Source organism: Rhodanobacter humi (assembly GCF_041107455.1).
Classification (GTDB): Bacteria; Pseudomonadota; Gammaproteobacteria; order Xanthomonadales; family Rhodanobacteraceae; genus Rhodanobacter_A.
Map to the genome: position 1 here is coordinate 2,754,091 of NZ_JBGBPY010000001.1, position 17,943 is coordinate 2,772,033.

Consider the following 17,943-nt stretch of genomic DNA (forward strand, 5'->3'; position numbering starts at 1 on the left):
CCGAAGCGGGGGGGTCAGGGTGCCAGCTGGCCGGCGAGCGTGCCGCGTTGCACCTGCGCGATCCATGCGGACACATCCTCGCATGCCGCGCCGGCGCGGTGGTCGGGCAGTTCGCCGCCGTAGACGTGCAACGTGTACGCGGTGTCGTGCCGCGACAGGTTGCGGCAGCGGTGCGCGAGGCCGGCGTCGCGCTCGAACCAGCTGGCGTCGCCCGGGCCCAGCCAGTTGCGTGCCTGGGCATCCAGTTCGCCGTTGTGCGGATCGCGCCGGTACGACTGCCATTCCAGCGCACCGTGCAGGGTGAGTTCCAGCCCCCAGCGGTCGGCGTGGTCGAGCAGCGGCATGCGCTGGCCGGGGGCGCAGGCCATCACCAGCACGCGCAGCGCCGGATGTCCGCGCTCGGCCAGCAGCCAGCGGCCGCCCTGGCGTCGGCGCCGGCGCAACGAGGCCAGTCGCGCGGACAGCGCGGGCGCGTCCCGATGCACCACGCTGCCGAGTTCGCGCGCCATCGAGGCCAGGTCGGGAAGCTCGACGCGGCCGTATTCGAGCGCGATGTCGCGCAAGGTCTTCAAGCTGTGCGTGTACTTGCCCATGGGGAACCCGGCGTTGCCAAGGCGGCCAAGTGGAGCATGCGTGTCGTTAAACAGCCGTAAGACCGCGCGGCGTTGCGGCATCCCCGCGCGCGCGGTTCGCGACGCGCGGGCGGCAGGCGTGCCGGGCAACGGGCGATGGCCGCGAAAGGCCCGGTCGACAGCGTGTGCCGCCGGGCCTGCGTCGTGTCACAAATCGTGCAGCACGAAGCTCACCGGCACACGTGCCCAGGCGCGCACCGCATGGCCGTTCACCATCGCGGGCTGGAAGCGCCAGTGCGCCAGCACCTGTTCGCGTGCGCTGCGATCGAGCACGGCGTAGCCGCTGCCGTGTTCGACCTCGACCTGCACCGGCGCGCCGTTCTCGTCCACCAGCACGCGCAGCAGCACGGTGCCCTGCAGGTGCTGGCGCAGCGCCTGCACGGGGAACTGCAGCGGCGCCGAACGGTAGGCCAGGGTGGCCTCGACCGGCATGGCGGTGTCCGCAGGCGTTGCGCTGGGCGGCGCCACCGTCGGCATCGGTTGCGTGCCTTCGACGCTGGGTGTCACCACCGGCGGCACGGCGTCGGGGCGCGGCTGCACGTGCACCGGTGCGGCCGGCGGATGCGGCAGCGGCTTCAGTTCGATCGCCGGGGGTGGTGGCACTTTCGGCGGTGGGTCGAGGAACACCACCTGCGGCACCGCGACCAGCTGGTGCATCAGCGCCAGCGCCTGCGGTGCCAGCGGGCGGGTGAGGATCAGCAGGGCGGCGAGGTTCAGCGCGATGGCCGCACTGAGCGCGACGACGCGCGCGGCCTCGGGGTGGGGACGAGCGGCAACAGCCAGGCTAGCGGACGACATGGGCGACCTCCTGACGGCTTTCGGGTTTGAGTTGTGGCGCCGGCGACGCTGCACGCGGTGCAGAGGGGAATGTCGCAAGCGCGGCTTGAGCGTATGCCTGTGCCCACGGTCGCGCAAGTGGACGGCCAAACGCCGATCCGATACATAAAAAAAGCCCCGCGGGGAGGCGGGGCGGAATGCGGATGACAGGGGGATGGGGGTGCATCCGCCCGCGCAGCGTGAGCGCGCCGGCATGGAGGCGGCGTGCAGCCCGGGTGAAGGGCGGATTCACGCGGAGGCAGTTGCACACCGAACGGACAAGCACCCGTGCCGCGGTAGGCAAGCGCAGGCGCTGCCGCTATGGTGCGAGACCGGTGCCCCGTCTGCTGGAATCGCCATGACCGCCGCCATCGCCGCCTTGCCGCGCTACCGCCGTGGCGACGAATTCGCCAGCAGCCTGCTGCACGGGCTGGGCATCGTGCTCAGCATCGGCGGCCTCGCGGTGCTGGTGACGTTCGCGGCCCTGCGCGGCGATGCGCGTGCGGTGACGGCGAGCGCGGTGTACGGCGTCACCCTGATCCTGCTGTACACCGCCTCCACGCTGTACCACGCGATTCCCAATGTCACAGCCAAGCCGCTGCTGCGCACGCTGGACCACATCGCGATCTACCTCTTGATCGCCGGCACCTACACGCCATTCACCCTGCTCGCCTTGCCGGGCGTGTGGGGCTGGAGCCTGTTCGCCGCCGTGTGGGCGCTCGCGCTGGTCGGCAGCATGCTGGAACTCGGCTGGTTCCGCCGCTGGCGCAAGCTCGCCGTGCTGCTCTACGTGGGCATGGGCTGGATCGGCATGCTCGCGTTCAAGCCGCTGGCCGCGCACCTGCAGGCGGGCGGCATGGCGCTGCTGATCGGCGGCGGCGTGGCCTACACCCTGGGCGTGCCGTTCTACCTGTGGCGCAAGCTGCCATACCAGCACACGCTGTGGCACGCCTTCGTGCTCGCGGGCAGCGTGCTGCACTACTTCGCGGTGCTGCTGTACGTGCTGCCGGTTGCCGCCTAGCCGACCAGCATCGCGAAGCCGAACAGCCCCACCATCACCAGCGAGATCACCAGCTTCACCAGCGCGCCCAGCAAGAGGCCGATCCACGTGCCGATGCCCACGTGGGCCGAGCGCAGCACGCTGGTGCCGGAGCTGAGTTCGCCGATCAGCGCGCCGGCGAACGGGCCGAGCAGGATGCCGGGAATGCCGAAGAACATGCCCACGAAGGTGCCCAACGAGGCACCCCACAGCGCGCGCTTGCTCGCGCCCACGCGTTTCGCACCCAGGGTGCCGGCGATGAAGTCCACGATTACGCCCAGCGCGCCCAGCGCGCCGATCAGGAGCAGCCACCACAGGCCGAGGTGGCGGTAGTTGTCGACTGCCGCGACCAGCCAGATGCCACCGAAGATCATCGGCACGCCGGGCAGGCTGGGCAGGATCGCGCCGAGCAGTCCGCCGACGATCAGTATCGCCCCGAGCGTGTAGAACACGATGTCGAACAGCATGCGTCGGCCTCGGTTTTTGCGATCTTTCGCAGTCGCGATTTCACAGGGTGGGGCAAGCGCGGTCGCACTCGATCATTATCCATGCGATCGTCCTTGATCGCGGAATCAAACGGGCGGCCATCCGTGGCCGCACTCTTCAATTTCGCAGGCGCTGGGTGAGGCCGCGCAGGAAGTGGCGCAGCAGCTGGTCGCCGCAGGGACGGTAGTTGGGATGCTCGGGCTTGCGGAACAATGCGCTGAGTTCCGACTTCGACAGGGGGAATCCCGCCGCGGCGAGGATGGCGTGCAGGTCCTCGTCGCGCAGTTCGAAGGCCACGCGCAGCTTCTTCAGCACCAGGTTGTTGGTGACGCGCTTCGCCACCGGCAACGGCGGCCGGCTCTCGTCGCAGCCGCGCAGGTGCACCACCAGGCCGTCGAGGAAATGCGCCATTACCTTGTCGGGGCAGTCGCGGTAGCCGGGCTCGTCTTCTTTCTTCAGGTAGGCGTCGAGATCCGCCGACGACACCTCCAGTCCAGCCAGCGCCACGATGGACGGAAGCCTGCCATCGGGCAGGTCGAGCATGTAGCGCACGCTGCGCAGAACGTCGTTGTTGATCATGGGGGCATTCTATCGGGAGGCTGTGAGCACCGTTTGCATCAAGTGGTGGTCCTTGCTCTTCCACCCGCTGGCGCTAGAGGGGCCTTTGCTTCTTGGTGTTCGTAAGATTCAAAGCGGTTTCGTCCACCTGTCGGTGGCCGAGTTACTTTTCTCTTGCGTGGCCAAGAGAAAAGTAACCCAAAGAGAAGGCCACCCCGGTTGGCGCTTGCCGGGCATCCTGTCCGGCAAGTCCGTGAGGCGTGGCCGGGCTTTTCGAGCGGGCTCCTGCCCGCGCGAAAAGGCGAGTCCATCCCTGGCCTCGCCCGCTGCGCGGCTTGATCGTCCCCGCCTCACCGCCGTCCAGGGGCCCCGGAAGAGCGGGTGCGCATCGTGCGCGCCAGAAGCAACAGCAACAGCAGAGCGCCGCGAGCTTGCAGCTCACCGGTCCCCCTCCCCTGCGTGCAGGGGAGGGCTGGGGTGGGGGTTTTGCTTCTGCGCGCTGGGAGCGCGCTGCGCTACCCGGGGCCCCTATGGCGCGGCGGGTGGGGGGCGGAAAGTCCTCAGGATGGCTCGCAGGGATGCGAGCCAGTTTTTCGCCGGGACAGGAGTCCCGTCGAAAAGCCCCGCCACCCACCCGCGCACCCGGAAGGCAGGATGCCTGGAGGGCGCGCCATCGGGGTGCCCCTCTCTTTGGTTACTTTCTCTCGGGCACGCGAGAGAAAGTGACTCGGGCGCCGGTAGGCGGCCGAAACCGCTCTGTCGTTAGCGGCAGGCGACATGCGCTAGCGATTCCGCAAAAAAATGGGGCGCCCGCAGGCGCCCCATCATTCAAGCCGCGTCAGTTCGGCAGCGCCAAATCATCCAGCAGCGCCTTGAGGAAGCGCGCCGCCTCGCCACCGGTAGCCGCGCGATGGTCGAAGGTGAGCGAGATCGGCATGCGGCGATGCACTTCGATGCCGCCCATCACTGCCACCACGTCGTGGCACAGCTTGCCGGCGCCGATGATGGCGACAGTCGGCGGCACCACCACCGGAGTGGCGTAGCGGCCGGCGAACATGCCGAAGTTGGACAGGCTGATGGTGTAGCCGGACAGTTCCGACGCCGGGATGGAGCGATCTTCCACCGAGCTGCGCAGGCGCTTGATCGCGGCGCGGATGCCGGCGCCGTCGAGCACGTCGGCGTTGCGCAGGGCCGGCACGAACAGGCCGTCCTCGGTGTCCACGGCGATGCCGATGTCCACCTGCGGATGCATCGTGCGCGTGAGGTTCTTGCCGTCGAACCAGGCGTTCAGCGCCGGCACGGCCTTGCAGGCGGCGACGATGGCGCGGATCAGGCGGGCGGTGATGTCCTGCTTGCCGATCCAGGCGTGCAGGTCGGCATCGTCCACCAGCGTGGTCGGCACGACTTGCGCATGCGCGTCGGCCATCACGCGCGCCATGTTGCGGCGCACGCCCTTGAGCTGCTCGGGCTGGCCGCTGGCCTGCTGCGACGGCGGCGCGGTGCGCACGGCCTTGCCGGCCAGCGACACGGCAGTGCGGCTCGGTGCCGGGCCGGGCTCGGGCAGTTCCGGCGCCAGGTGGCGACCGGCGGAGGCGGGCACGGCGCGGGCCGGGGCGGCGCCCAGCGGGGCGCTGCCGTTGGCGGCGGCGTCCTTCACGTCCTTCATGGTGACCACGCCGTCGGCGCCGGTGGGGCGCACGCGGGCGAGGTCGACCTTGAGCTTCTTCGCGAGTGCGCGCACTGCGGGCACCGCCTTCACGCCGCCGATGCTGGCGGCCTGCTCGACGTGCACGTGGCTGCCGCTGACCATCGCGCCGACCACGGTGCCTTCGTCCTCGCGGTCGGCGGTGGCGGCCTTGGCCGCCGGTGCGGGAGCTGGCGCCGGAGCGGGCGCCTCGGCCTTCTTCGGGCCGTGGTGGTGGCCGGTGGCCTCCGCCTCGGCGCGCTGCTTGGCGTTCGGATCGGGCTCGAAGTCGGCCAGCGCGGCACCGGTCTCGATGATGTCGCCGGGCGCGCCGTGGAGCTTCTTCACTGTGCCGGTATAGGGCGAGGGCACGTCGACCACCGCCTTGGCGGTTTCCATCGAGCACAGTGGTGCATCGAGCTTGATGTAGTCGCCTTCCTTCACGTGCCACTCGACGATGGTGGCGTCGGGCAGGCCTTCGCCGAGGTCGGGCAGGTGGAATGTCTTGATATCAGCCATGGTGGTATTCCGTTGTCTGTGCGATCGGTGCTGCCCGTCGCTCTCGAATTTTTGGCCGTCATTCCCGCGAAGGCGGGAATCCATTGTGCTCTGGTGCGTAAGGTCAGGATGGATTCCCGCTTTCGCGGGAATGACGACCGTGTGGGTTGAGACTTTCGGGATTACGACACCGCCAGCGTACGCTTCGCCGCGTCGACCACGCGCTCCACGCTGGGCAGGTACTTCATTTCCAGGCGGAACAGCGGGATGTGCGTGTCGGGGCCGGTGACGCGTTCGACCGGGGCGAGCAGGTCGTACAGGCATTCCTCGGCCACGCGCGCGGCGATCTCGGCGCCGAAGCCGGCGGTCTTCGGGGCTTCGTGCACGATCGCGCAACGGCCGGTTTTCTGCACCGATTCGGCGATGGTGTCGAAGTCCAGCGGGGTGAGCGTGGCCACGTCGATCACTTCGGCGCTGATGCCCTGCGTGGCGAGTTCGTCGGCGGCTTCCAGCGTTTCCTTCACCTGCGCGCCCCAGGTCACCAGGGTGACGTCGGTGCCGTCGCGCAGCACGAAGCACACGTCCAGCGGCAGCGCCTCGCCGTCGTCGGGCACCTCTTCCTTGTACTGGCGGTAGATGCGCTTGGGTTCGAGGAAGATCACCGGATCGGGATCGCGGATCGCAGCCAGCAGCAGGCCGTAGGCGCGCGCGGGCGAGGACGGCAGCACCACGCGCAGGCCGGGGATGTTGGTGAACAGATGCTCGTTCGCTTCCGAATGATGCTCCGGCGCGCGGATGCCGCCGCCCCATGGCGCGCGCCACACCGCCGGCACGGTAAGACGGCCGCGGGTGCGGTTGCGCATGCGCGCGGCGTGGCAGGCGATCTGCTCCATCATCGGGTAGATGAAGCCTTCGAACTGCGCCTCGGCCACCGGCTTCATGCCTTGCACGGCCATGCCCACGGTGACGCCGGCGATGGTGGTCTCGTCCAGCGGCGTGTCGAGCACGCGCAGCTCGCCGAACTTTTCCTGCAGGCCCTGGGTGGCGCGGAACACGCCGCCGTTGACGCCCACGTCCTCGCCCAGCACCACGACGGAGTCGTCGTGCTTCATCTCGTAGGCGAGCGCCTGGGTGACGGCTTCGATGAGAGTGATCTGTGCCATGACTCAGTGGCCCTTCTTGGATTCGAGCTGGGTTTCAAGCGAGAGGACGTAATCGCGCTGCTTGGCGAGATCGGCGGGGACTTCGGCGAAGGTGTAGTCGAACATCGCCGTCACCGGCTGCGTCTTGGTCTCGAGGTAGGCGTTCACCTCGTTGTCCATCCACTCGTCGCACTCGGCCTTCCAGGCCTCTTCCTTGGCGTCATCCCAGACGCCCTTGTCCACCAGCCAGTTGCGCAGGCGCTTCATCGGCTCCTTCGCCCAGGCGTCCTTCACTTCCTGCTCGCCGCGGTAGCGGCGCGCGTCGTCGGCGGTGGTGTGGTCGCCGAGGCGGTAGGTCACCGCCTCGATCACGCTGCCACCTTCGCCGTTGCGGGCGCGCTCCAGCGCGTCCTCCATCGCCTTGCGCACGGCGATGATGTCGTTGCCGTCCACCTGGATGCAGTACAGGCCGGCGGCGATGCCTTTCTGCGCCAGCGTGGGCGCGCCGGACTGGATCTTGCGCGGCACCGAGATCGCCCACTGGTTGTTGACGATCACCGCCACCAGCGGCAGGTTCTGCGCGCCGGCGATGTTGATCGCGCCGTAGAAGTCGCCCTTGGACGAACCGCCGTCGCCGATCGTGCACACCGCCACGCGCTTCTCGCCGCGGATCTTGAACGCCAGCGCGGAGCCGGCCGCGTGCAGGCACTGCGTGGCGATCGGCACCGACCACGCGAAGTCGTGGCGCGCCGGTTCCTTCTGGTAGTCGTTGCCGCGCTCGTCGCCGCCCCAGTACATGTAGACCTCGCGCGGCTGCACGCCGCGGTACAGCTGGGCGCCGTATTCGCGGTAGCTGGGCGCATACACGTCTTCCGGCCGCATCGCGCTGCCGATACCGACGTGCGCGGCCTCGTGGCCGAGGCAGCTGGCGTAGGTGCCCAGCTTGCCGGTGCGCTGCAGCGCCACCGACTTCGCGTCGAACACGCGGGTGGACAGCATCAGCTTGTACAGCTCGACCATGTGGTCGAGATCCTTGGCGAAGGCGGGCAGATCCTTGCGAACCTGCTTGCCCTCGGCATCGAGGTATTGCAGGTATTCGATTTCGAACTTGGCGGCGATGGACACGACTCGCTCCCGTTTGGACGAATGGGGAAGTGGGGGCGGCGGCCCATCCAGCGGGGCCTGACGCGCTGAAGATCCCTGGCCGGACGACCGCCGTGGCGACCAAAACGGCCGGGAAAAGCCGTACATAGATAGCAGGCGGGCATGTTGCGTCGCAAGGTACGCCGCAGCATGCGGGCGGGTACGGCGCATCGCAAAAAGTGGCGCCGCGGCCGCGTCTGCGGGTCGGGCGTCATCAGCGGTTACCATGCACGCTTTCGGCAGCCGCGATCGACCATGACGGACAACCAGCGCGAGCTCGAGGCGGGCATCGAGCGCGACCTCTCGGGGCGCATGACCTACGCCGGCTACCTGCACCTGGATACCTTGCTGTCCGCGCAGCGGCCGGTGTCCGACCCGCCCTACCACGACGAGATGCTGTTCATCGTGCAGCACCACGTGGCCGAGCTGTGGCTGAAGCTGGTGATCCACGAGCTGCGCGCGGCGCTGGCGTTCCTGCGCGACGACCGCATCGATCCCTGCCTCAAGGTGCTGGCGCGGGTGAAGCAGATCCAGCGCCAGCTGTTCGAGCAGTGGGCGGTACTGGAGACGATGACGCCGCACGAATACCTCGCGTTCCGCGACGCGCTGGGGCCGTCGTCCGGCTTCCAATCGGCGCAGTACCGCACGGTGGAATTCCTGCTCGGCAACAAGAACGCCGACATGCTGGCGGTGTTCGCGCACGACCCGGCGATCCAGGCCGGCCTGCGCGACACGCTGCACGCGCCGGGCATGTACGACGAGGCGCTGCACTGGCTGGCGCGGCGCGGCCACGCGGTGCCGGCGGACCTGCTTGCGCGCGACGTCAGCCAGCCCTGGCAGCATCGCGACGACCTGCTGCCGGTGTTCCGCCGCATCTACGAGGCGCCGGAGTCGTTCTGGGCCGAGTTCCACCTGTGCGAGACCCTGGTGGACATCGAGGAGAGCTTCCAGCTCTGGCGCTTCCGCCACATGAAGGCGGTGGAGCGCATCATCGGCCATCGCCGCGGCACCGGCGGCTCCTCCGGCGTGGGTTTCCTCAAGAAGGCGCTGGACCTCACCTTCTTCCCCGAGCTGCTGGAAGTGCGCACGGTGCTGGGCACCTGATCTGCGCGCACCAACGCCTGTGTAGGAGCGCACCCTGTGCGCGATTGGCGCCTTTCGCAAAGAGCTTCATCGCGCACAGGGTGCGCTCCTACCCGTGAGGTAGCGGCAGGCGCGAATACGGGAGAGGCGCCCGTCCGCGCTACCATGCGGCGCCTACTGTTGCCGGGGAACCGCATGAATCCATCCGCCACCGCCGGCGCCGCGCCGGACTATCCGCAGCTGCTCGGCCATCCGCGGCCGCTGTGGATGCTGTTCATGACCGAGTTCTGGGAGCGCTTCGCGTTCTACAGCGTGAGCTGGGCGCTGGCGCTGTACATCGTGGCGCAGTTCTATCACGGCGACAGCTCGGGCCAGGCCTGGGCCAGCGCGATCTTCGGTTCGTACACCGCGCTGATCTACGGCACCGGCATCTTCGGCGGTTGGGTGGCGGACAAGCTGATCGGCTACCAGCGCACCATCCTGCTCGGTGCCGCGGTGATGGCGGCGGGGCTGTTCGTGCTGGTGGTGCCGTCGCGCCTGATGCTGCTGCAGGGACTGGCGCTGGTGATCGTGGGCGACGGGCTGTTCAAGCCGAACATCTCCTCGATGGTGGGCCAGCTCTACGGCCGCGACGATCCGCGCCGCGATCGCGGCTTCACGCTGTTCTACATGGGCATCAACGCGGGCGCACTGGTGGCCCCGCTGCTCACCGGCTGGATGGCCGCGCATTTCACCGACACGCCGCTGGAGCAGAACTACCGGCTGGTGTTCCTCGCCGCCGGCGTGGGCATGCTGCTGAGCCTGTTGTGGTTCTGGTTCGGCCGGCGCCAGTTGAAGGGCGTGGGCCGGCCGCTGCCGGGCGCGGAGAGCCGGCTGCGCGTGCTGTGGGTGTTCGCGGGCGTGATCGTGGCGGTGCCGGTGGTGTACTGGCTGCTTTCCGGCATCGGCGCGACCGGCCTGCAGTGGGTGCTGGGCCTGCTGTTCGTGGTGGTGGCCGCGATGCTGCTGGTGGAGGCGGCGCGGCACGGTCGCGTGCAGACGCACCGGGTGATCGCGATGCTGATCATCTTCGCGTTCAACGTGCTGTTCTGGATGTTCTATTACCAGCTCGGCACCACGTTCAACTTCCTCGCCGAGAACCTGGTGGACCGCCGGATGTTCGGCGGCTGGACGTTCCCGGTGGGCTGGTTCCAGTCGGTGAGCCCGCTGGCCATCATCGTGTTCGCGCCGCTGGTGGCGCTGGTGTGGGGCTGGCTGGACCGGCGTCGCCGCGAGCCGTCTATCCCGCGCAAGTTCGGCTTCGGTCTGCTGTTCAACGCGCTGGGCTTCCTGGTGCTGGTGTACGCGCTGGCGAAGCTGCTCGGCGCGAACGGCCTGATCCCGTTCTGGCCGCTGGTGCTGTGCTACGTGATGCAGACGCTGGGCGAGCTGTGCCTGTCGCCGATCGGCCTGTCGATGGTGACCAAGCTGGCGCCGCCGAAGCTGGTGGGCTTCGCGATGGGCGGCTGGTTCCTGTCGCTGGCGGTGGGCGGCAACCTCTCCGGCCTGTTCGCCAGCCGTGTCGCCGGCGAACACGGGCTGACTGCTGCCGCGGCGCTGGACGGTTTCACCTTCAGCTTCTGGCTGCTGCTGGGCGCCGGCGTATTGCTGCTGCTGATCGCGCCGCTGGTGAACCGCCTGATGCACGGCGTGAAGTGACCGGAGCCGAACCGGGCCATGGATGGCCCGTCGTCATGCGCGCGGATGCGCGCATGACGCAGCCTTGCCCGGGCTGCGCCCGGGCAAGGCGAGTCCCGGGCAGGGCAGAAGCCCTGTCCCGGGACATCGATAAAGGCTTTGGCTTTCGCGGGATGCTGGCGTCGCGGGCGGCGAGATCCCGGGATATCGACAATGGCCCGCTCAGCTCCCGCGGTCGTCCTGCGGCATCAGCTTGGCGAGGATGCGCAGCAGCCAGTCCTGCTCCTCCGGTGCCAATCGGGCCAGCAACTCCCGCTCCCGCTGCCGCGCCATCGGCGCCACCTCGTCGTGGATCTTCCAGCCGGCGGCGGTGAGGCCCAGCACCGAACGGCGCTTGTCGTCGGCGTGGATGTGCCGCCGCACGCGGCCGGCGGCGACCAGCCGTGCCAGCGCGCGGCTCACCGCCACCTTGTCCATCGCGGTGCGCTCGGCCACCTCGCGGGCGGAGAGGCCGTCGAAGCGCGCCAGCACCGCCATCACCCGCCATTCGGTGACGCCCAGGTCATGGCGCGCCTGGTAGTCGTCGGCGATAGCCTGGCTGACCGTGTTCGACACGATCGACAACTGGTAGGGCACGAAGCGCTCCAGTTCCAGCGGGGCGTGGTCGGGGTGGCGTCCGGCGGGCATGCTGCGGTGTTCCTTGCAAATGGTTACAGTTGAAACTATAACTAGTGCGATCGTCCATGATCGCGAAGATCAAGTGAGCGGCCATCCTTGGCCGCACTCCTCACGAAAAGCACGCGCTGGATGTGATGCGCGGGCAGCGCGGGGTGTGCAGAGCCATCCATGGCCGCACTTTTCACCAAGATCAGGCATCAATTTAGCGCGCATTGTGCGAAAGCATGCATGGCAGCGCGGTTCGTCCCCCATCGTAGCCCGTCGGAGAGATCCCATGAACGCCCAGCCCAACCTCGGCATGCAGGTCACCACGTTCGAGAACCCGATGGGGATCAACGGTTTCGAGTTCGTCGAATTCGCCGCCCCGGCCGGCCGCGCGAACGAGCTGCACGCGCTGTTCCGCCGGATGGGTTTCAGCGCGGTGCTGAAGCACAAGCGCCGCCCGATCACGGTGTACCGCCAGAACGACGTGAACTTCCTGGTCAACGAGGATCCGGATTCCTTCGCCGCCGACTTCGCCGCGAAGCACGGCCCCAGCGCCTGCGGTTTCGCGATCCGCTTCACCAGGCCCGCCGGCACGGTGCTGGACGCGGTGCTGGCGAACGGCGGCGAGGCGGTGGAGCACAAGGCCGCCAGCAAGGCGGTGGATGCCCCGGTGATAAAGGGCATCGGCGACTGCATGCTGTACCTGGTGGACCGTTACGGCGACAAGGGCAGCATCTACGGCGACGACTACGCGCCGGTCGAGGGCGCCGCGGCCAACCCGAAGGGTTACGGCCTCACCTTCATCGACCACCTCACGCACAACCTGTACTACGGCAACATGGCCAAGTGGTCGGCCTACTACGAGAAGCTGTTCAACTTCCGCGAGATCCGCTACTTCGACATCAAGGGCGCCAAGACCGGCCTGGTCTCGAAGGCGATGACCGCGCCGGACGGCGTCGTACGCATCCCGCTCAACGAGTCCACCGACCCGAAGAGCCAGATCAACGAATACCTCGACGCCTACAAGGGCGAGGGCATCCAGCACATCGCCTGCTTCACCGACAACATCTACGACACGGTGGAAGCGATGCGCGCGCAGGGCGTGGAGTTCCTCGACACGCCGGATACCTACTTCGACGTGATCGACCTGCGCATCCCCAACCACGGCGAGGACGTGCCGCGCCTGGCGAAGAACAAGATCCTGATCGATGCCGACGCGGAGACCAAGCAGCGCCTGCTGCTGCAGATCTTCACCCAGAACGCGATCGGCCCGATCTTCTTCGAGATCATCCAGCGCAAGGGCAATGAAGGCTTCGGCGAAGGCAACTTCCAGGCGCTGTTCGAGAGCATCGAGCGCGACCAGATGAAGCGCGGCGTGCTTTGACCTTTGAGCCCCTCCCCCTCCGGGGGAGGGGTGGGGGAGAGGGTTCGGTGATGCCAGGACGCAACAATCCGCCTTTGCCGACACGAACGCATGAGCAGTCGCTCGAACTGCGCAGGTCGGCCACGGAAGCGGAACTTGGGCTCTGGTATCACCTTCGCGCCGGCCGCTTGAATGGCCTGAAATTCCGCCGGCAGCACCCCATACCGCCTTACGTTGTGGATTTCTATTGCGCAGCGAAGAAACTGGTCGTGGAATTGGACGGCTCGCAGCATGATGAAGTGGTCGACCACGCGCGCACCCGATTTCTCGAAGCGCAGGGCATGAAGGTTTTGCGTTACTGGGACAACGACGTCCTGCAACAGACGGATGCGGTGCTCGAAGCGATCCTCAGCGCCGCGGAAAATCGAACCCTCACCCCAACCCCTCTCCCGGCGGGAGAGGGGCTTTGAAAGCGGAAGGCTTGCCCATGTCTGTCGGCATCGATTACCAATCCGGCTTCGCCAACGAATTCGCCAGCGAGGCCATCGCCGGCACGCTGCCTGTGGGCCAGAACTCGCCGCAACGCGTGGCGCATGGCCTGTACGCGGAGCAGCTGTCCGGCACCGCGTTCACCGCGCCGCGCCACGCGAACCGGCGCAGCTGGCTGTACCGCATCCGTCCGGCGGCGATGCACCAGCCGTTCGAGCCGCTGGCGCATTCCACGTTCCACAACCGTTTCGACGAGGCGGCGGCCACGCCGAACCAGTTGCGCTGGGATCCGCTGCCGATGCCGACGCAGCCCACCGATTTCGTCGACGGCCTGGTCACCATCGCCGGCAACGGCGGCGCGGCGGAGCAGGCGGGCGTGGGTATCCACGTCTACGCGGCGAACCGCTCGATGGAAGGGCGGTTCTTCTACGACGCCGACGGCGAGCTGCTGATCGTGCCGCAGCAGGGCCGCCTGCGCCTCGCCACGGAACTGGGTGTGCTGGAGATCGAGCCGCAGGAGATCGCGGTGATCCCGCGCGGCGTGCGCTTCCGTGTCGAGCTGCCCGACGGCGCAGCGCGCGGCTATGTCTGCGAGAACTTCGGCGCGCAGCTGCGCCTGCCGGAATTGGGCCCGATCGGTTCCAACTGCCTCGCCAACGCGCGCGACTTCCTCACGCCGGTGGCAGCCTGGGAGGACGTGGAGGGCGATTTTCGCCTGGTCGCCAAGTTCCAGGGCGGCTTGTGGCAGGCCGCGATCGGCCACTCGCCGCTGGACGTGGTGGCCTGGCACGGCAATTACGCGCCGTACAAGTACGACTTGCGCCGCTTCAACACCATCGGCTCGATCAGCGTCGACCATCCCGATCCGTCGATCTTCACCGTGCTCACCTCGGCCAGCGACACGCCCGGCACGGCCAACATGGATTTCGCGATCTTCCCGCCCCGCTGGCTGGTGGCGCAGCACACCTTCCGCCCGCCGTGGTTCCACCGCAACGTGGCCAGCGAGTTCATGGGCCTGATCGCCGGCGTCTACGACGCCAAGGCCGAGGGCTTCGTGCCGGGCGGCGCCAGCCTGCACAATTGCATGAGCGGTCACGGCCCGGACGCGGCCACGTTCGAGAAGGCCTCGAACGCGGATCTCTCGAAGCCCGACGTGATCGGCGGCACCATGGCCTTCATGTTCGAGACGCGCAAGGTGATCCGCCCCACGCGGCAGGCGCTGGAGTCGCCGCAGCTGCAGAAGAACTATCACGAGTGCTGGCAGGGCATCCGCAAGCACTTCGCGCCTTAGACAAGTCCGGATGAATCGCCACCCCGCCATTCCAGCGAGTCGCTTTTCAACAGACGAACGTCTGGTCATCCAGTGCCTCCCATGCATGGGGCGAAACGCAAAGACACTGGACCCCGGATATCGCTGCGCGATTCCGGGATGACGGGCAAAATCGGGGCATCCCCGGCGCCGACCGCACTCACTACTGACAAGGCAGCACGATGAAACTCGCATCTCTCAAAGAAGGTGGCCGCGACGGCACGCTGATCGTGGTCAGCCGCGACCTGCAGCGCGCGGTGAGGGCCGCGGACATCGCGCCCACGCTGCAGGCCGCGCTGGACGACTGGTCGAACGCCGCGCCGCGGCTCAATGCGCTGTCCGATGCGCTGAATGCCGGCACCGCCGCGGGCGCGTTCGCGCTGGACGTGGACAAGCTGGCCGCGCCGCTGCCGCGCGCCTACGAATTCGTGGACGGTTCGGCCTACCTGCCGCACGTGGAGCGCGTGCGCCGCGCGCGTGGCGCCGAGGTGCCGAAGTCCTTCTACACTGACCCGCTGATGTATCAGGCCACCAGTGCCGGCTTCCTGGGTCCGCACGACGACGTGGTGGTGCCCAGCGAGGACTACGGCATCGACCTGGAAGCCGAGGTGATCGTGGTCACCGACGACGTGCCGATGGCGGTGACGCCCGAACAGGCGAGCGCGCACATCCAGCTCGTGGGCCTGGTCAACGACGTCTCGCTGCGCGGGCTGATTCCGGGGGAGCTGGCCAAGGGCTTCGGCTTCCTGCAGTCCAAGCCGCGCTCGGCGCTGTCGCCGGTGCTGGTGACGCCGGACGAGTTGGGCGAGGCCTGGCAGGGCGACAAGCTGCACCTGCCGATGCGCACCTGGCTCAACGGCGCGTGGTTCGGCGCGGCCGAGTGCGGCGTGGACATGCAGTTCAGCTTCGCCGAACTGGTGGCGCACGTGGCCAAGACCCGCCCGCTCACCGCCGGCACCCTCGTAGGCTCGGGCACCATCGCGAATGAAGACACCAGCCTGGGCGCCTCCTGCCTCGCCGAGCAGCGCACGGTGGAGACGCTGCGCGACGGCAAGCCCTCGACGCCGTTCCTGAAGTACGGCGACACGCTGCGCATCGAGATCACCGACCAGGCCGGCGCCTCGATCTTCGGCGCGATCGAGCAGCGCATCGCGCCGCTGGCGCGCTGATCGCGGCACGACGGATGCGCCGGCCTGCGCGCCGGCGCACACTCGGCACCTCCGTCCCGTCGCGAGGTGCCCCATGCATCACAGCCGCCTGTGCACCCTGGTCCTGGATTGCAGGGTCGACGACCTGAGCGATGCCGCCCGGTTCTGGAGCGCGGCGCTGGGCAAGCCCATCGCCACGCTCGACCAGGACGGCGACGGCCGTTACGCCGAACTGCGCACGGTGGACGACGAGCCGCTGATCCTGCTGCAGAAAGTCGAGCACGAAAGCCGCGTGCACCTGGACATCGAGACCGACGACCTGGAAGCCGAGGCGGCGCGACTGGAGCACCTGGGCGCGCGGCGCGTCGCTTTCGTGCGCCAGCGCTGGTGGGTGATGGAGGCGCCCAGCGGACAGCGTTTCTGCGTCGTGCGCCGGCAGCGCGCGGCGTTCGGCCCGCACCTCAATCGCTGGGATTGAAGCCGTGCCGGTTGCGGCGGCTCAGCCGCGCCGGCGCCACAGCCGTGCGCGCAGCGGCAACGCCAGCGCCAGCACGGCGGCGAAGGCGCCGTAGCCGCACAGTGCGGGGAACACCTGCTGCCAGATCGCGCCGCTGGCGCGGAGCCCGGCCGCGTCGGGCACGGGCGGTTGCACCGCATCGAAGCCGAGCAGGCCGGCATACGTCGCGGCGGCGAAGGCCAGCACCAGCGCCAGCACGTCGAACAGCCGGCGCGCCGGCGTGCGCGGCAGCGACTTTGGGTAGCTCGCGTAGGCCCAGCCGAGGATCAGCAGCCATGGCGCGAGCAGCAGCAGGGCGAGGTAGCGCATCGGGGGCTCGTCAGTCCTGCGCGGCCAGTTGCGCCAGCGCTTCGCGCAGGCGTGCGAGCAATGCCTCGCCGGCCTGCGGGGTGCGGGCGACGGCCTCGCCTTCCAGCTCCAGCACCAGCGCATCGCCGTCCTCGCGCAGCACGGCGGCCTGGCCCAGCCGGCGGATGCGCTGCTGCAGCGCGCCGGCGGCCTTGGGGTCGGCGAACGGCGTCGAGAGCAGCAGTTCCTCGCCGTCGGCGGCGAACAGGCGGAAGCGGAAGCCGGCATCGCCGTCGCGGAAGCTGGCGAAGCGCGGTGCCGCCTTGCCGGCCTTCGGGGCGGCCGGCTTGCCGGCCTTGGCGGCGGGCGCGGCACCCATCGCGCGCAGGCCGATCGCGTCGCGGATCGCGGCGAGCTTGGGCGTGGCGATCGCGCGCGCCTTGGCGGCGCCTTCGCGCAGGGTTGCTTCGATCTCGTCAGGCTTGGCGATCAGCGCGTCGTAGCGTTCGCGCATCGGCGCCACGTCGGCCTCGATGCGTTCGAACAGCCGCTGCTTCGCCTCACCCCAGCCCAGGCCATCGACCAGTGCGGCGCGGAACGCCGCGCTTTCGGCCTCGTCGGCGAACGCGCGGAAGATCGTGTACAGCGCGGAACTGTCCGGGTCTTTCGGCTCGCCCGGCGCGCGCGAGTCGGTGACGATACGCAGGATCGCCTCGCGCAGTGCCTTGGCGCCGCCGGCGAACAGCGGGATGGTGTTGTCGTAGCTCTTCGACATCTTGCGGCCGTCCAGGCCCGGCAAGGTGGCCACCTCTTCCTCGATCTGCACCTCGGGCAGCACGAAGAAGTCGCGGCCGTAGATATGGTTGAAGCGCTGCCCGATGTCGCGCGCCATCTCCAGGTGCTGGATCTGGTCGCGCCCCACCGGCACCTTGTGCGCGTCGAACGCGAGGATGTCGGCGGCCATCAGCACCGGGTACATGTACAGGCCCGCGGTGATGCCGGCGTCCGCGTCCTCGCCCGTTTCGGTATTGCGGTCCACCGCCGCCTTGTACGCGTGCGCGCGGTTGAGCAGGCCCTTGGCGGTGACGCAGGTGAGGAACCAGGTCAGCTCGGGAATCTCGGGGATGTCCGACTGCCGGTAGAACGTGACGCGCGCGGGATCGAGCCCGGCGGCCAACCAGCTCGCCGCGATCTCCAGTCGCGAGCGCTCGATGCGCGCGGCATCGTCGCTCTTGATCAGCGCGTGGTAGTCGGCGAGGAAGAAGAACGCGTCGACATCCGCGCGCCGGCTGGCGGCGATCGCCGGGCGGATCGCGCCCGCGTAGTTGCCCAGGTGCGGGGTGCCGGTGGTGGTGATGCCGGTGAGGACTCGGGTCTGCATGGGGTTCGCTTGTGGTGTCGGGGCGTG

18 protein-coding genes are annotated in these 17,943 nt (G+C 68.6%); 8 read left to right on the forward strand and 10 right to left on the reverse strand.

Annotation, left to right across the window (positions count from 1 at the left end):
* Positions 1-14 precede the first annotated feature (14 nt).
* Positions 15-593 (reverse strand): cupin domain-containing protein, encoded by a 579-nt coding sequence (locus AB7878_RS12105; RefSeq protein WP_369494612.1) that lies wholly within the window; start codon positions 591-593, stop codon positions 15-17.
* 186 nt (positions 594-779) lie between these two features.
* Positions 780-1,430 (reverse strand): energy transducer TonB, encoded by a 651-nt coding sequence (locus AB7878_RS12110; RefSeq protein ID WP_369494613.1) that lies wholly within the window; start codon positions 1,428-1,430, stop codon positions 780-782.
* A gap of 376 nt (positions 1,431-1,806) precedes the next feature.
* On the opposite strand from AB7878_RS12110, the gene trhA reads away from it, so the two are divergent.
* Positions 1,807-2,469 carry a PAQR family membrane homeostasis protein TrhA gene (gene trhA, locus AB7878_RS12115; protein WP_369494614.1) on the forward strand — a complete coding sequence of 221 codons (663 nt, stop codon included), beginning with the start codon at positions 1,807-1,809 and terminating at the stop codon, positions 2,467-2,469.
* Here trhA and AB7878_RS12120 read toward each other — a convergent pair.
* The 5 genes from AB7878_RS12120 to pdhA all read right to left on the reverse strand — a co-directional run bounded on the left by AB7878_RS12120 (position 2,466) and on the right by pdhA (position 7,980).
* Positions 2,466-2,954, reverse strand: coding sequence for a DUF456 domain-containing protein (locus AB7878_RS12120; protein WP_369494615.1), 489 nt, complete (start codon positions 2,952-2,954; stop codon positions 2,466-2,468). The genes trhA and AB7878_RS12120 overlap by 4 nt on opposite strands.
* Before the next feature lie 136 nt (positions 2,955-3,090).
* A complete protein-coding gene (locus AB7878_RS12125; RefSeq protein WP_369494616.1) occupies positions 3,091-3,552 on the reverse strand; it encodes a YehS family protein in 462 nt (153 codons plus the stop codon).
* Between the two features lie 817 nt (positions 3,553-4,369).
* Positions 4,370-5,734, reverse strand: a complete 1,365-nt coding sequence (locus AB7878_RS12130; protein ID WP_369494617.1) for a dihydrolipoamide acetyltransferase family protein — start codon at positions 5,732-5,734, stop codon at positions 4,370-4,372.
* A gap of 161 nt (positions 5,735-5,895) precedes the next feature.
* On the reverse strand, positions 5,896-6,876 hold the full coding sequence (locus tag AB7878_RS12135; RefSeq protein WP_369494618.1) for an alpha-ketoacid dehydrogenase subunit beta: 981 nt from the start codon (positions 6,874-6,876) through the stop codon (positions 5,896-5,898).
* 3 nt (positions 6,877-6,879) lie between these two features.
* A complete protein-coding gene (gene pdhA / locus AB7878_RS12140) occupies positions 6,880-7,980 on the reverse strand; it encodes a pyruvate dehydrogenase (acetyl-transferring) E1 component subunit alpha (RefSeq protein WP_369494619.1) in 1,101 nt (366 codons plus the stop codon).
* Between the two features lie 273 nt (positions 7,981-8,253).
* Between pdhA and AB7878_RS12145 the strand changes: the two genes are divergently transcribed.
* Entirely contained in the window at positions 8,254-9,102 is an 849-nt protein-coding gene (locus AB7878_RS12145) for a tryptophan 2,3-dioxygenase (RefSeq protein ID WP_369494620.1), read from the forward strand.
* A gap of 174 nt (positions 9,103-9,276) precedes the next feature.
* Positions 9,277-10,779 carry a peptide MFS transporter gene (locus AB7878_RS12150; protein WP_369494621.1) on the forward strand — a complete coding sequence of 501 codons (1,503 nt, stop codon included), beginning with the start codon at positions 9,277-9,279 and terminating at the stop codon, positions 10,777-10,779.
* Positions 10,780-10,980: 201 nt separating this feature from the next.
* Here the strand turns inward: AB7878_RS12150 and AB7878_RS12155 are convergent, their stop codons facing one another.
* Positions 10,981-11,445, reverse strand: coding sequence for a MarR family winged helix-turn-helix transcriptional regulator (locus AB7878_RS12155; protein ID WP_369494622.1), 465 nt, complete (start codon positions 11,443-11,445; stop codon positions 10,981-10,983).
* Between the two features lie 265 nt (positions 11,446-11,710).
* On the opposite strand from AB7878_RS12155, the gene hppD reads away from it, so the two are divergent.
* The 5 genes from hppD to AB7878_RS12180 all read left to right on the forward strand — a co-directional run bounded on the left by hppD (position 11,711) and on the right by AB7878_RS12180 (position 16,208).
* Positions 11,711-12,805: a 4-hydroxyphenylpyruvate dioxygenase gene (hppD, locus tag AB7878_RS12160; RefSeq protein ID WP_369494623.1), complete on the forward strand. Its 1,095-nt coding sequence runs from the start codon at positions 11,711-11,713 to the stop codon at positions 12,803-12,805.
* A gap of 50 nt (positions 12,806-12,855) precedes the next feature.
* On the forward strand, positions 12,856-13,254 hold the full coding sequence (locus AB7878_RS12165; protein ID WP_369494624.1) for an endonuclease domain-containing protein: 399 nt from the start codon (positions 12,856-12,858) through the stop codon (positions 13,252-13,254).
* A 17-nt stretch (positions 13,255-13,271) separates the two neighbouring features.
* A complete protein-coding gene (gene hmgA / locus AB7878_RS12170) occupies positions 13,272-14,564 on the forward strand; it encodes a homogentisate 1,2-dioxygenase (RefSeq protein WP_369494625.1) in 1,293 nt (430 codons plus the stop codon).
* A 200-nt stretch (positions 14,565-14,764) separates the two neighbouring features.
* Positions 14,765-15,751 carry a fumarylacetoacetate hydrolase family protein gene (locus AB7878_RS12175; RefSeq protein ID WP_369494626.1) on the forward strand — a complete coding sequence of 329 codons (987 nt, stop codon included), beginning with the start codon at positions 14,765-14,767 and terminating at the stop codon, positions 15,749-15,751.
* 73 nt (positions 15,752-15,824) lie between these two features.
* Positions 15,825-16,208 (forward strand): VOC family protein, encoded by a 384-nt coding sequence (locus AB7878_RS12180; protein WP_369494627.1) that lies wholly within the window; start codon positions 15,825-15,827, stop codon positions 16,206-16,208.
* Positions 16,209-16,229: 21 nt separating this feature from the next.
* Here the strand turns inward: AB7878_RS12180 and AB7878_RS12185 are convergent, their stop codons facing one another.
* Positions 16,230-16,556 carry a hypothetical protein gene (locus tag AB7878_RS12185; protein ID WP_369494628.1) on the reverse strand — a complete coding sequence of 109 codons (327 nt, stop codon included), beginning with the start codon at positions 16,554-16,556 and terminating at the stop codon, positions 16,230-16,232.
* A gap of 10 nt (positions 16,557-16,566) precedes the next feature.
* Entirely contained in the window at positions 16,567-17,916 is a 1,350-nt protein-coding gene (locus AB7878_RS12190; protein ID WP_369494629.1) for a tryptophan--tRNA ligase, read from the reverse strand.
* Positions 17,917-17,943 lie beyond the last annotated feature (27 nt).

Bases quoted from the DNA above. Each gene is read 5' to 3' on its own strand.
- AB7878_RS12165 (WP_369494624.1), top strand. From the start codon at position 12,856: ATGCCAGGACGCAACAATCCGCCTTTGCCGACACGAACGCATGAGCAG.
- AB7878_RS12135 (WP_369494618.1), bottom strand. From the start codon at position 6,876: ATGGCACAGATCACTCTCATCGAAGCCGTCACCCAGGCGCTCGCCTAC.
- AB7878_RS12190 (WP_369494629.1), bottom strand. From the start codon at position 17,916: ATGCAGACCCGAGTCCTCACCGGCATCACCACCACCGGCACCCCGCAC.
- AB7878_RS12185 (WP_369494628.1), bottom strand. From the start codon at position 16,556: ATGCGCTACCTCGCCCTGCTGCTGCTCGCGCCATGGCTGCTGATCCTC.
- AB7878_RS12120 (WP_369494615.1), bottom strand. From the start codon at position 2,954: ATGCTGTTCGACATCGTGTTCTACACGCTCGGGGCGATACTGATCGTC.
- AB7878_RS12155 (WP_369494622.1), bottom strand. From the start codon at position 11,445: ATGCCCGCCGGACGCCACCCCGACCACGCCCCGCTGGAACTGGAGCGC.
- AB7878_RS12145 (WP_369494620.1), top strand. From the start codon at position 8,254: ATGACGGACAACCAGCGCGAGCTCGAGGCGGGCATCGAGCGCGACCTC.
- AB7878_RS12130 (WP_369494617.1), bottom strand. From the start codon at position 5,734: ATGGCTGATATCAAGACATTCCACCTGCCCGACCTCGGCGAAGGCCTG.
- AB7878_RS12105 (WP_369494612.1), bottom strand. From the start codon at position 593: ATGGGCAAGTACACGCACAGCTTGAAGACCTTGCGCGACATCGCGCTC.
- trhA (WP_369494614.1), top strand. From the start codon at position 1,807: ATGACCGCCGCCATCGCCGCCTTGCCGCGCTACCGCCGTGGCGACGAA.
- AB7878_RS12175 (WP_369494626.1), top strand. From the start codon at position 14,765: ATGAAACTCGCATCTCTCAAAGAAGGTGGCCGCGACGGCACGCTGATC.
- AB7878_RS12180 (WP_369494627.1), top strand. From the start codon at position 15,825: ATGCATCACAGCCGCCTGTGCACCCTGGTCCTGGATTGCAGGGTCGAC.
- AB7878_RS12150 (WP_369494621.1), top strand. From the start codon at position 9,277: ATGAATCCATCCGCCACCGCCGGCGCCGCGCCGGACTATCCGCAGCTG.
- hmgA (WP_369494625.1), top strand. From the start codon at position 13,272: ATGTCTGTCGGCATCGATTACCAATCCGGCTTCGCCAACGAATTCGCC.
- AB7878_RS12110 (WP_369494613.1), bottom strand. From the start codon at position 1,430: ATGTCGTCCGCTAGCCTGGCTGTTGCCGCTCGTCCCCACCCCGAGGCC.
- hppD (WP_369494623.1), top strand. From the start codon at position 11,711: ATGAACGCCCAGCCCAACCTCGGCATGCAGGTCACCACGTTCGAGAAC.
- AB7878_RS12125 (WP_369494616.1), bottom strand. From the start codon at position 3,552: ATGATCAACAACGACGTTCTGCGCAGCGTGCGCTACATGCTCGACCTG.